Here is a 13,149-nt window from a genome sequence, read left to right as displayed (position 1 = left end):
CATGTCGCTGTTTAGTGTTTTCGATATTTCAGGTTCGGCAATGGCCGCCCAGTCAAAACGACTTAACGTAAGTGCAAGTAATATGGCAAACGCCGACAGTATTGCCGGGCCAGATGGTCAGCCTTATCGCGCCCGTCAGGTGGTATTCAATGTCGATAACGCAGCCGGTCAGGAAATTGGCGGCGTGAAAGTAAGCGGTATTACTGAATCCACAGACCCCGATCGTCTGGTGTATGAACCTGGCAACCCGCTGGCAGACGCGAAAGGCTATGTACATATGCCGAACGTCGATGTGGTGGGTGAAATGGTCAACACCATTTCTGCATCGCGCAGCTATCAGGCCAACGTCGAAGTGATGAACTCGGCAAAAAGCCTGATGCTGAAAACGCTGACTCTGGGCCAGTAAGGATTAAAAAATGGCAATTTCACCGGTAATGACGCAAAGCGCCACGACGACGGCAAAAACCAGGTCGACGTCGGAAACCAACACCACCAGTTCTTCCAGTGTGGATACAGGTTCCAGCGCGGACGACTTGCTGAATAACTTTATGACGCTGCTGGTTGCGCAGATGCAAAACCAGGATCCCACAAGCCCGATGGACAACAACCAGCTGACCGCTCAGCTGGCGCAGTTCAACACCGCGGCGGGCGTTGAGCAGCTCAACACCACCATGAACAGCATGGGATCGTTGGTCGCCAGTATGCAGCAGATGAACTCCGCTGACTGGGTTGGCCGCGACATCATGATTGAAGGCGAACCGTCGGTGTCTACCGCGCAGGACGGTAACCAGAAAGTGGGGCTTTCCCTGAATAGCGATGCGGATGAAGTCACCGTCACGCTGACGGATCCCGCCGGGAATGCTTACACCGCGAAGCTGAAAGACGTGGAAGCAGGCGTGCATCAATACACGCTGGATGATTTTGAAGATTTCCAGCCGAGCGATCCGCGTGCGCAGGCTGATACCAGCTTCAACGTGTCGTTCTCCGCAACGAACGCCGATGGCAGCACGCCAACGATCACCGCGCTGAAACCGGCGAAAGTGCAGAGCGTCTCCTTTACCAATTCCGGTGCGGTACTGCAACTGGGCATAGATGGCACAGCGACGCTCGGTGAAGTTTACCTCATCGAATAATTTTTCATTCAGATTTGCGCGGTACGCGCACAGGAAGTTAGCAAATGAGTTTTTCTCAAGGCCTTAGTGGCTTAAACGCCTCCTCGCAGGCGCTGGACGTAGTGGGTAACAACATCGCGAACTCCCAGACGGTAGGTTTTAAATCCGGTTCTGTAGCGTTCGCCGATGTGTTTGCCGGCTCGCAGGTCGGTATGGGTGTGCAGGTTGCCGGTGTGAACCAGAACTTCAGCGATGGCGTTCTCGGCGCAGGTAGCAGCCCGCTGGATATGGGTATTCAGGGCAACGGTTTCTTCCGCATGGTGACGGAAGCTGGCCGCGTGTTTTACAGCCGTAATGGTCAGTTCCAGACCGACGAAAATGGCTATGTGGTCAACAACCAGGGCATGCGTCTGACCGGTTATATGGCAACCGGTACCCCGCCTGCGATCCAGCAGGGCGCGCCGGTAGGGCCGATTCAGATCCCGACCGGGCAGATGCCTGCGCGTGCGTCTGACGCCGGTTCCATTTCCGGTAACCTGGATTCAGGTAACGATATTGTCACGGTGACGCCTTTCGATCCGGCAGACGGTGATTCTTACACCTACTCTACCCAGGTCAACGCTTACGACAGCCTCGGTAACGAGCACGCCATCAACGTTTACTACGTGAAGACGGCGGATAACCAGTGGACCGCATACTCCGTGGACTCCACCTCTCCGGGCGCAACAAGTTCCGTCAACCTGACCTTTGACACCTCCGGCAAACTGACCACCAACCCGGCTGAATTGACCGTGGACGGTGCGGCTTACCAGGGCGGCGCGGCGCTGAACTTCAACCTCGATCTCTCGGGTCTGAGCCAGCAGGCGTCTGAAAACACCATGGACAGCCCGAGCACCACCGGTTACCCGCCGGGACTGATGAACGGCTACACCGTGGGTGATAACGGCCAGATCATCGCTTCTTACAGCAACGGCGAAAACCAGATCCTGGGTCAGGTTGTGCTGAGCAACTTCACCAACCCGGGCGGTTTACAGTCAGCCGGTAACAACTGCTGGACTGAAACGCCGGAATCCGGTCAGCCGGTTATTGGTATTTCGGACACCGGCAACCTGGGGACGCTGCGCGGCAACATGCTGGAAGCCTCCAACGTGGATCTGAGTAAAGAGATGGTGAACATGATTGTTTACCAGCGTAACTACCAGTCCAACTCTCAGACCATCAAGACCCAGTCTGAGCTTCTGCAAACGCTGGTTAACCTGGGTTAACGCCTTATGGATCGCGCGATTTATACCGCTATGGGCGCTGCTAACGCAGCGCTTAACCGCCAGTCGGTGACTTCTAACAACCTGGCGAACGCATCGACCACCGGTTTTCGTGCGCAGATCGCCGCTCATCGCGCGATCCCGGTGCACGGGCCCTCGGTGGAAACCCGCACCATGGTGACGGAATCCACGCCGTGGAGTGACAACACCATGGGCGCGGTGCTGGCTACCGGTCGCAACCTTGATGTGGCGATGCCGCAGAACGGTTGGCTGGCGGTGCAACTGCCCGATGGCAGTGAAGGCTACACCAAAGACGGCAACATCGAAGTGGATGCGGAAGGTCAGTTGCGGGTACGCGGTATGCCGCTGCTCGGCGATGGCGGCCCGGTTCAGGTACCGCCGCAGTCGGAATTGACCATTGCCGCCGACGGCACCATTACCGCGCTCGGCGCAGGGGATGAACCTTCGGCACTGGCGCAAATTGGCCGTCTGAAGATGGTCAACGCGCCAGCCGGCACGCTGAAAAATGGCGACGACGGTCTGTTTCACGTCGCTGACCCGGCCGCCGCCGCCGTGCTTCCCGCCGATGCGGATCTGCGTCTGATGCCCGGCATGCTGGAAGGCAGCAACGTCAGCCCGGTGAAGTCGATGGTCGAGATGATCGCCACCTCCCGCGGTTTCGACATGAACATGAAAGTCATCACCACTGTTGATGACAACGAACAGAAAGCCAACCAGTTACTGAGCGCCAGTTAAGCCTCGGTAAGGAGAAAAACAACATGATCCGTTCTCTGTGGATTGCGAAAACCGGCCTCGAAGCCCAGCAAACCAATATGGATGTGATTTCCAACAACCTGGCGAACGTCAGCACCAACGGCTTTAAACGCCAGCGTGCCGTGTTTGAAGATCTGCTTTATCAGACCTTACGCCAGCCGGGTGCGCAATCTTCCGAGCAGACCACCATCCCTTCTGGTTTACAGCTGGGTACCGGTGTTCGCCCGGTGGCAACCGAGCGTATTCACAGCCAGGGCAGCCTGACGCAGACCAACAACAGCAAGGATGTGGCGATTGAAGGCGGCGGTTTCTTCCAGGTCCTGTTGCCGGACGGCACAACGGCTTATACCCGCGATGGTTCTTTCCAGTTTGACCAGAACGGTCAGTTGGTGACCTCCAGCGGTTATCAGGTTCAGCCGGCGATTACTATTCCGCAGGATGCGCAGAGCCTGACCATTGGTAATGACGGTACGGTAAGCGTCACGGTACCGGGTCAGACCGCACCGCAGCAGGTAGGGCAGCTCACCCTGAGCTCGTTTATCAATGAATCCGGTCTGGAAAGCATTGGCGAGAACTTGTATCGCGAAACGCAGTCGTCGGGTGCACCGAATGAATCCACGCCGGGTTTGAACGGCGCGGGCACCCTGAAGCAGGGCTATGTCGAAACGTCCAACGTTAACGTGGCGGAAGAGCTGGTTAATATGATCCAGACTCAGCGCGCCTACGAAATTAACAGTAAAGCGGTTTCGGCATCTGACCAGATGCTTCAACGATTGTCACAACTTTGATCCCTGGCCGCGGGTGCTGCTCGCGTCTGCATTATCTGTAGTGAATGAAATGACTTATCTCCCTTGCTCTGTAAGAACGCTGCGTCGTTTGGCTACGACATTCATGTTGATGTCTGTGGTTACCGGCTGCGCCTATATTCCACAAAAACCACTGGTAGGGGGGGAAACCTCTGCCGCACCTGCGCCGGTCGCTGCCGCATCGGTTAACGGCGCGATTTTTCAGACAGGGCAGGCGATGAATTATGGTTATCAACCGATGTTTGAAGACCGCCGTCCGCGAAATGTCGGCGATACGCTGACCATTGCGCTGCAAGAAAACGTCAGCGCCAGCAAGAGTTCATCCGCAAGCGCGTCCCGCGATGGCTCGACCGATGTTGGTGTGACTGCGGTTCCAGGTTTCCTGGACGGTCTGGTTGGGCGCGGCAAAGCCGATGCGTCTATCAGCGGAACCAACGATTTCGCCGGTAAAGGCGGCGCGGCAGCGAAGAATACCTTTAGCGGCACGATTACCGTGACGGTGAAACAGGTGCTGGAAAACGGCAACCTGGCGGTCGTGGGTGAAAAACAAATTGCCATTAACCAGGGCACGGAATTTATCCGGTTCTCCGGCATCGTGAACCCGCGCACCATCAGTGCGAGCAATACCGTTATCTCCACCCAGGTTGCGGATGCGCGCATCGAATATGTCGGCAACGGCTATATCAATGAAGCGCAGCAAATGGGCTGGTTGCAACGCATGTTCCTTAACCTTTCTCCTTTTTGATTGATTGATGATGAAAATTGCTTCTTTAACCCGCTATCTGGCGCTGTTCTGCTGCCTGTCCGCGCTCTTTGCCGGGACAGCCAGCGCAGAGCGGATCCGGGATTTAACCACCATTCAGGGCGTTCGCGGCAACTCCCTGATGGGATATGGCCTGGTGGTGGGCCTTGACGGCACCGGCGACCAGACCATGCAGACGCCGTTTACCACCCAGAGCCTGAATAACATGCTCTCTCAGCTTGGTATTACCGTACCGGCGGGCGTCAACATGCAGCTTAAAAACGTCGCGGCGGTAATGGTCACGGCGGAGTTACCGCCGTTTGCCCGCCCAGGTGAGAAAATTGACGTGGTCGTTTCCTCGATGGGTAACGCCAAAAGCCTGCGCGGCGGCACGCTGCTGATGACGCCGCTGAAAGGCGCGGACAGCCAGATTTACGCCCTGGCGCAGGGGAACCTGTTGGTCTCTGGCGCAGGCGCCCAGGCGGGCGGCAACCGGGTGCAGGTCAACCAGTTGAACGGCGCGCGCATTAGCGACGGCGCCACAGTTGAGCGCGAAGTGCCTTCCCAGTTTGCCGGGCAGAGCACGCTGAAGCTGAGCCTGAACCAGGATGATTTCACCGTGGCTCAGCAGATTAGCGATGCGATTAACCGCCGTTATGCAGGCGCCGCTGTGGCAGAAGATGCGCGTACCGTCAGTTTGCGTGCGCCTGCCGACAGCGCAGCGCGCGTGCGCTTCCTTGCAGCGGTGCAGGATCTGCCGCTGCGCGTGGATGCGGGCGATGCGCGCATCATCATTAACTCGCGTACCGGCTCAGTCGTCATGAACCGTCACGTTTCACTTGATTCCTGTGCGGTTGCGCAGGGCGATCTGACGGTAGAAGTAGCGCAAACCGAGCAGGTGAATCAGCCGAATGCGCCGCTGGCGGGCGGGCAAACCGTGGTCACGCAGAATACCCAGCTTTCGGTACGTGAACAAAATGGTTCCCTGCAACGTGTTAACACCAGCACCGATTTGAACAATGTGGTGCGTGCGTTAAACAGCCTGGGTGCGACGCCAAACGATTTGATGGCAATCCTGCAATCCATGAAAACCGCTGGCTGTCTGCATGCTCGCCTGGAGATTAACTGATGATTGGTCCTTCAGTGCCGCAAGGGGCGGCGTTTGACGCCCACAGCCTCGATCAATTAAAGCTGGCGGCACGTAACCAGTCGCCGGAGGCGCTGAAAGCGGTCGCCAAACAGATGGAAGGCCTGTTCGTACAGATGATGCTGAAAAGCATGCGTCAGGCCTCTTTCAAAGATGGTTTATTTAATTCGCAGCAGTCGGAGATGTTCACCTCGCTGTACGACCAGCAGATTTCGCAGAACATTGCCGAGAAGGGAAAAATGGGCTTTGCCGATCTGATGGTCAAACAGATGACCGGCAAATCTGAAGCGGTGGCCGAAAATGTCACCGCCACGCGCGAAGTTCCGCTACATATTAGTCCGGCACGCTTTATTGGCGTGCCGCTGCGTTTGCAGCCAGCAGACCCGGATGAACAGCGGGCGGAACAAGAGCAGGCTGCGCAAGCGGAAATACCGGCTATTCCGGGCGGCGGTTTTATTGCCCGCATGATGGCACCGGCGATGGCGGTGGGGCGTTTAAGCGGCATTCCGCATCAATTAATTATTGCGCAGGCGGCGCTGGAATCCGGCTGGGGTAAACGAGAAATTCTCACCCGCGACGGTAAACCAAGCCATAACTTATTTGGCGTGAAAGCCACGGCGGATTGGCAAGGCGAAACGACAGAAATAACCACCACGGAATATGAAGGTGGTGTGGCGCAGAAAATAAAAGACAAATTTAAAGTTTATTCCTCTTATGCCGAAGCGCTCGAAGATTATACATCGTTAATTAGTCGTAATCCTCGTTATAAAAATGTTGTGAAATCGGAAACGCCGGAAATAGCGGCAAAAGCGTTGCAATCCGCCGGATATGCAACGGATCCGGCATATGCGAAAAAATTGATCAATATCATTCAGCAAGTGCGAAATAAGGTGAGCGAGGCCGCGGATGCTTATTCTTCGGATTTTTCTTCATTATTTTAGGCTGTGGACTTTAGCGAAATTTTACAGGGCCGATAAATATAGAGAACACTCATTTTATCGGGGGCTTCTTATCTCCTCCTCCTCTGGTAAGGATCGATAACACATGAATTTAATCAATCTGGCCCAGTCCGGGCTTAACGCTGCGCAAAATGCGTTAAATGTGGTGGGTAACAACTTGTCAAATGCCACTACAGCAGGCTATAGCCGCCAGAATATTATTCTGGGCGAGGCAGGTGGGAAATCCACGAGTTATGGCTTTTTCGGCTATGGCGTAAAAGTGGGTGATGTCCAGCGCGCCTATAACGGTTTTATGACCAACCAGGTACGCGGTGCGGCAACCGAGTTTTATTCCCTCAACAGCCGTTACGAGCAGGTCAGCCAAATTGACGACATGCTCGGCGATACCACTAACAATATTTCCGCCACCATGGACAACTTATTTGAAGCCATGGAATCGGTCAGTAAAGATCCGGTTGACCCGGCGGCGCGTCAGGGCGTACTGGCGGAATTTAATGCGATTGCCAACCAGTATCGCAGCAACAGCAAAACATTAAACGGCCTGGAAAAGAGCACCAACACGCAAATTTCCCAGACCGTTGACGATATCAACTCCTATACCAAACAACTGGCGACGCTGAATAAGCAAATCGAGAAGGTTCACGGCCAGACGGGCGGTATGCCAGCGGACTTGCTTGACCAGCGCGATCAGTTGCTCAGCCAGTTAAGCGAAAAGATTGGTATCAAGGTTAATGAAAACACCGATACCGGCGCGGTTAGCGTCTCCATGCAAAACGGCATGGCGCTGGTTAGCGGCGGCAAATCCTACAACCTGCAAGCCAGCGCATCGGAAAGCGATCCGAATACCACCGTGGTGGCTTACGTTGACGCGTCGGGCAATGCCCTGCCGCTTGATGAAGAGAAAACCACCGGTTCACTGGGCGGGCTGTTTAAATTCCGCAACGAAGATTTGGTTTCCGCGCGCGATCAGCTCAACCAGCTGGCGTTGCAGATGGCTAACAAATTCAACGAGGTTAACGCCCAGGGCTACGATCTCGACGGCAATGCCGGTGGCGATATTTTTAACATCGGCAAACCGGAAGCAGTTGGCAACATCAACAACACCGGTACCGGTTCGCTGGATGTCGACTTTACGGATATCCCGTCGGTCAAATCTGAAGATTACGAACTGGTCTATAACGGGCCGGGCAGCACCGACTGGACGATCACCACCAGCGATGGTCGCACCATTACGCCTACCATTGGCGGCAATGGCGAACTGGAATTCGAAGGTATTTCGATTACCCCAGGCGGCACACCGACGCCGGGCGACAGCTTTATCATCAACCCGACCGACGGCGCGGCAGACAATCTTACCGTTGCCATTACCGATGGCGACCAGATTGCGGCGGCAAAATCTCCGGATCCGGACGATCAGAGTGATAACGAAAACATCCTCGACATGATTGGTATTAAAGACGAGGAAGTGGTTGACGGTAAGACGCTCTCCGGCGCGTATGCCAGCCTGGTGAGCTCTGTCGGTTCTTCGGTCAGTGCCTTAAAAGCGGATATCACCACATCGGCGAATGTCTACGATGAGTGGGCGCTTCAGCAGCAGTCTGTGTCGGGTGTCGATATCAACGAAGAGTACGTCAACTTGCAAATGTTCTCGCAGTACTACCAGGCGAATGCGCAGGTACTCCAGACCGCAACGACCCTTTTTGACACCATTTTAAGTATTCGTTAAGCGCGCCCGGTTTAGCCGGGCAGCCTACATTACGATCAGGAATAAACGATGCGTCTTAGCACAAGTTATATATTTCAAAACCGCATAGACAGCCTGGGCGATGCGATGACGGGCTATAACGACCTGTCTACGCGTCTCTCCGCAGGCCAGACTCTGCTGAAGCCGTCTGATGATCCGACCGGCGCTTCGCAGGCTGTCACATTACAAACTGCGTTATCCCGCATGAGCCAGTACGACACCGCGCGTACCTACGCGCAAGATGCGCTGGCTCAGGAAGATGGCACGCTGGATTCCATCTCCAACCTGCTGACGGATAACCTGTCGCAAAAAATCGTTGCCGGTGGTAACGGGGCCTACTCCGATGAAGACCGCGCAGCGCTGGCGCAGGAGTTGCAGGGTATTCGCGATAACCTGCTCGATTTGGCCAACACCAAAAACAGCGATGGCCGCTATATTTTCGCTGGCTATAAAACCGGAACCGCACCGTTCCAGGACGATGGCACCTATATCGGCGGCGATACGCCGATGACGCAGGTGGTTTCCGACAGTACTGAAATGCAGGTCGGCCATACTGGTGACGATGTGTTTATGAGCGGCTCGCAGGACGATCTGTTCAAAGCGCTCGACAGCGCAATTGCGCAGTTAAAGCAGCCGGTGACCAACGACGCCGACCGCGATGCCTTACAGGCTGTGCTGGATGATGCGAACGTCAGCATCAAGAAAAACATTGATAACCTGGGCAAAGTCCGCGCCACGGTCGGGACGAATTTGCAGCAGATTGAATCCCTGGGGTTCAGTGCTGAAACGCAGAGTATCAATGTGACAAGTCGATTGCAGGAAACATTAGGATCGGATTGGGATTCAATGATTACGCTGTTATCGCAATCAAAGATGTCGGAATTTGCGCTTAACTCATCAATGACGGTATTTCAGTCAATGCAGCAGCTCTCTATTTTCAAAGTTGTTGGATAAGTTTTCCGCTTCTGATTTTTAATCCCGTAGGAAGTTACGGGAACGTTATTAGACGCACATACGTAAATGAAATATCCGCGTGCGGGTATTTCATTGTGTTCCCTATTACTTAGGTTTCGTTATGTTTAAAGACTTAAAAATATCCACAGGAGTTAATCTCCTGCTTGGTCTGTTAATCGTTTGTATTATTGCTGTGTCGACCTATGCGTTGACCAGCTCTAAATCATCCTCAAGTAACTTTGACGATGCCGTACTGACCAGTACCAATATTGATACCCTGAATAACGCCGTTTCTGGCCTGACAGGGGCAATGGCGCAGGTCAATGCTGGCATGACGTCGACCCTGCTTAACCAGCCGCTTGATCAAGGCGATATTGATAACGCGAAAAAAATGTTCACCATCGCGGAAAAAGAGATGGATGAATTTATGTCCACCCCTTTTAAAACCGACGAAGAGCGCATTATCGCCGCAGATATCCAGAAACGCTTTGAAAGTGTTCTGGCTTTTTCACTGAAAAAGGCGAATTACATCGCTAACCCAGCCGGGTACACCGGTGATTTGGTTGGTGAAGCTAAACAACGTGTAGCATTGAAAGAGAGTGCTGATAAGTACTTAACCTATGCTGAACAGCTGATAACAGGTTTCAGTGATACTGCTCGCGCTGATACTCAGCGTATGTCTCTCTTTGCCATGATTGCCCTGGTTCTGGCGGTGATCAGCGCAGTGATTTCCCGTATCTGGCTCAAGCGCACCATTTTCGATCGTCTGGATCAGGCTATCGCTTCATTCCAGTCTATTGCGGGCGGCAACCTGAGTGCCAAAATTGACGCGGGCGCACAGAACGAAATCGGCAAAATGCTCGTTGAAGTTGAAAGTATGCGCCAATCCCTGACCGACACGGTTTATGGCATCCGCAATGGCGTGAAGCACATCTATACCAATGCGCAGGAAATCGCGACCAGCAACAACGATCTTTCTTCCCGTACTGAACAGCAGGCTTCCGCGCTGCAAGAAACCGCAGCCAGCATGGAAGAGCTGAAAATCACCGTTCGTCAGAACGCCGACAACGCCCACAGTGCGCAACAACTGGCTGAAAGCGCCAGCGTGAGCGCGCAGAAGGGCGGCGAAGTGATGAGTAATCTTGACAAAATCATGACGGAAATTACCGTCAACTCCCGTCAAATTGCCGACATCAACAGCGTAATTGATAGCATTGCTAACCAGACCAACATCCTGGCGCTCAACGCAGCGGTTGAAGCGGCGCGTGCCGGTGAGCAGGGTCGCGGTTTTGCGGTGGTAGCGGGTGAAGTCCGTAACCTGGCGAAACGCAGTGCCGATGCGGCGAAAGAGATCCGCCAACTGATTAACACCTGTGTTGCCAATATGAACACCGGTTCGCAGGAAGTGGAACTGGCCGGTTCTTCCATGCAGGAAATCGTTAAATCTGTGATGCAGGTTACCGACATCATGGCGGAAATTACCTCTGCCTCTGATGAGCAAAGCACCGGCATTAACCAGATTGCGCAGGCCGTCAACGAAATGGATCTGGTGACCCAGCAGAACGCCCAAATGGTGGAAAATGCCGCGAAAACGGCGACCAGTGTTGAGCAACATGCCAGCGATCTCGATGAAATTGTGGCGCAGTTTACCGTTAACGAACACCATGTTTCAGCCGTTGCTCGTGAGAAACACGGAATGGAAACGGTGCGACCGGTTATTTCATCCACCCGCAAAGAATATGCTCCCGTAAAAAAATCCGAAGGGGATTGGGAAACATTTTAATTGATGGTGCCTGACGTGCTGAATAAAGTCGCAATATGTTTCACTTTCCGGTTTCTTATCAGGCTATTTGATTTGGCGATAATCAATAATAATTTCATTCTATTATTATCATCCCGGAAATTGTAATAGTGAATGGTTTATACAGCCCTGAGGGGACAATTCAAAAAGAGCAGTTGTGGGCTAAGTATGGTTATTTAGTTCGCTATGAAGCGCTGAAATTGCAATCAAGATTATCGGCAAGTGTTGAACTCGACGATCTTATTCAGGCCGGTGCAATTGCTCTTCTTGATGCTATTGAACAATTTGACCCCAAAAAAGGGGTCAAACTCAGTGTCTATATTGCCCAACGTTTGCGTTGGGCATTTATGGATGAATTACGCGAACATGATTGGGTGCCCCGACGCGTTCGTCGTAAAACCCGCGAAGTCTCCTCTGCCATTATGCGCGTTGAACAACGCTCCGGTGGCGCGGCATCGGAATCTGATGTTGCCGCAGAATTAGGAATGACCTTACAGGAATATCAGCAAATCCTGGCGGATACCAATACCAGCATGCTCTGTTCACTGGATGAATTGCAGGAATTACTGGCAGACGGTGTAGAACTGGCGGAAATGGAGCAGGACCACCTGGATCCGTTAAACGATGCTGTGCTGGGTGATTTAACCCGGCAGATTAGCCAGGAAATAAGGGAGCTTCCCGAGCGCGAACAGATGTTACTGAATTTATATTATCAACAAGAGTTGAATATGAAGGAGGTGGGTTCACTGCTGGGGATTACGGAAACACGCGTGAGCCAGTTACACAGCCAAACCATTAAACGGTTACGTGCGCGCCTGGAAGGGCGAGGCTGGGAATAATAAAAATAAACAACATTAAGTTGTTACTCATTGATTACGAAGTACAGGACGGTAGCTGCATTGTGCGTTACCTATACAAGGGGCAGTTGTAATGAACGTAGCAAATTTTGATGAGCCAATGCAGTGTATCCGGGATATGAATCTTTCTTATTTGCTGCTGGCACAGCGTTTGATTCTGGAAGACAGATTTGCTGCAAAATTTCGACTTGGTTTAAGCGAAGCCACGATTGATATCGTGAAGGGACTGACGTTTCCTCAGCTTATAAAGCTTTCATCGACCGGCCAGTTAATTTGCCAGTTGCGTATTGACAATGAAACGGTCCTTGATTGTTTAACCAAGGATTCCCGTATTGATGCTTTGCAGAGTATCCATACCGGAATCATCTTATCTACTGATTTGCTTAATTCTCTTTCTGGGGAAGAGCCGTCGACAACCTGAAAGCGGAGTTTATGATGTGTGAAAAAAGCATAATGTCGGAAATCAGGGATGCGCAGATTGCCATGGAATTAATTTCTTTTGGCGCAAGGATGCAGGTTCTGGAAAGCGAAACCAGTTTGAGTCGCAGAAGGTTGTTAAAACTGTATAAAGAACTCAAAGGCTGTTCGCCGCCGAAAGGCATGTTGCCGTTTTCCACAGACTGGTATATGGCGTGGGAACAAAATATCCACTCGTCAATTTTTTATAACATCTATTGTTATTTGCAAAAGACGGAAACGGGCCGTCCCGTCGAAATTATGCTCAAAGGCTATCGTCTGTATCTGGAAAATAGCCTGAACGGTACCGAGACAAAACCTGTATTAGGGTTAACACGTGCATGGACGCTGCTGCGCTTTATTGACTGCGGCATGATTAAACATACGGAGTGCTGCACCTGTGGCGGGCGCTTTATTACCACGCCGGAAAATACCAACAGTATTTTTACCTGTAGTTTATGTTTTCCGCCTTCACGGGCAATTAAACGCGCTCGCCCGGAACGATCGCTCATGAATCAGCGGCAGTAAAACCCGC

14 protein-coding genes are annotated in these 13,149 nt (G+C 52.9%); all 14 read left to right on the top strand.

The genetic code is table 11. The annotated features are described in order from the left end of the window. Position 1 precedes the first annotated feature (1 nt). The 14 genes from flgC to flhC all read left to right on the top strand — a co-directional run bounded on the left by flgC (position 2) and on the right by flhC (position 13,142). Positions 2-406: a flagellar basal body rod protein FlgC gene (gene flgC / locus Q5705_17445; GenBank protein WLI76346.1), complete on the top strand. Its 405-nt coding sequence runs from the start codon at positions 2-4 to the stop codon at positions 404-406. A 10-nt stretch (positions 407-416) separates the two neighbouring features. Further along, a complete protein-coding gene (locus Q5705_17440) occupies positions 417-1,133 on the top strand; it encodes a flagellar hook capping FlgD N-terminal domain-containing protein (GenBank protein WLI76345.1) in 717 nt (238 codons plus the stop codon). Between the two features lie 44 nt (positions 1,134-1,177). Next, on the top strand, positions 1,178-2,377 hold the full coding sequence (flgE, locus tag Q5705_17435) for a flagellar hook protein FlgE (protein ID WLI76344.1): 1,200 nt from the start codon (positions 1,178-1,180) through the stop codon (positions 2,375-2,377). 6 nt (positions 2,378-2,383) lie between these two features. Then, positions 2,384-3,130 (top strand): flagellar basal body rod protein FlgF, encoded by a 747-nt coding sequence (locus tag Q5705_17430; GenBank protein WLI76343.1) that lies wholly within the window; start codon positions 2,384-2,386, stop codon positions 3,128-3,130. A 23-nt stretch (positions 3,131-3,153) separates the two neighbouring features. After that, positions 3,154-3,936: a flagellar basal-body rod protein FlgG gene (flgG, locus tag Q5705_17425; GenBank protein WLI76342.1), complete on the top strand. Its 783-nt coding sequence runs from the start codon at positions 3,154-3,156 to the stop codon at positions 3,934-3,936. Between the two features lie 103 nt (positions 3,937-4,039). Next, positions 4,040-4,699, top strand: a complete 660-nt coding sequence (locus Q5705_17420; protein ID WLI79056.1) for a flagellar basal body L-ring protein FlgH — start codon at positions 4,040-4,042, stop codon at positions 4,697-4,699. A 7-nt stretch (positions 4,700-4,706) separates the two neighbouring features. Further along, positions 4,707-5,825 (top strand): flagellar basal body P-ring protein FlgI, encoded by a 1,119-nt coding sequence (locus tag Q5705_17415; GenBank protein WLI76341.1) that lies wholly within the window; start codon positions 4,707-4,709, stop codon positions 5,823-5,825. After that, the gene (gene flgJ / locus Q5705_17410) at positions 5,825-6,784 is read left to right on the top strand and encodes a flagellar assembly peptidoglycan hydrolase FlgJ (protein WLI76340.1); all 960 of its coding nucleotides are present in this window, start codon (positions 5,825-5,827) and stop codon (positions 6,782-6,784) included. The genes Q5705_17415 and flgJ overlap by 1 nt, the downstream gene beginning before the upstream one ends. Positions 6,785-6,887: 103 nt before the next feature. After that, positions 6,888-8,528: a flagellar hook-associated protein FlgK gene (gene flgK, locus Q5705_17405; GenBank protein ID WLI76339.1), complete on the top strand. Its 1,641-nt coding sequence runs from the start codon at positions 6,888-6,890 to the stop codon at positions 8,526-8,528. A 48-nt stretch (positions 8,529-8,576) separates the two neighbouring features. Beyond that, on the top strand, positions 8,577-9,500 hold the full coding sequence (gene flgL / locus Q5705_17400) for a flagellar hook-associated protein FlgL (GenBank protein ID WLI76338.1): 924 nt from the start codon (positions 8,577-8,579) through the stop codon (positions 9,498-9,500). Positions 9,501-9,621: 121 nt separating this feature from the next. After that, complete coding sequence (locus Q5705_17395; GenBank protein ID WLI76337.1) at positions 9,622-11,283, top strand: methyl-accepting chemotaxis protein; 1,662 nt, start codon at positions 9,622-9,624, stop codon at positions 11,281-11,283. Positions 11,284-11,411: 128 nt separating this feature from the next. Beyond that, complete coding sequence (locus Q5705_17390) at positions 11,412-12,140, top strand: RNA polymerase sigma factor FliA (protein WLI76336.1); 729 nt, start codon at positions 11,412-11,414, stop codon at positions 12,138-12,140. Positions 12,141-12,231: 91 nt separating this feature from the next. Next, positions 12,232-12,579, top strand: a complete 348-nt coding sequence (flhD, locus tag Q5705_17385; GenBank protein ID WLI76335.1) for a flagellar transcriptional regulator FlhD — start codon at positions 12,232-12,234, stop codon at positions 12,577-12,579. A gap of 14 nt (positions 12,580-12,593) precedes the next feature. Beyond that, positions 12,594-13,142 carry a flagellar transcriptional regulator FlhC gene (flhC, locus tag Q5705_17380; protein ID WLI76334.1) on the top strand — a complete coding sequence of 183 codons (549 nt, stop codon included), beginning with the start codon at positions 12,594-12,596 and terminating at the stop codon, positions 13,140-13,142. The last annotated feature ends 7 nt before the right edge of the window (positions 13,143-13,149 follow it).

This window comes from Kosakonia sp. H02 (genome assembly GCA_030704225.1).
Taxonomy (GTDB): domain Bacteria; phylum Pseudomonadota; class Gammaproteobacteria; order Enterobacterales; family Enterobacteriaceae; genus Kosakonia.
This window is presented reverse-complemented; position numbering and strand designations above follow the sequence as displayed.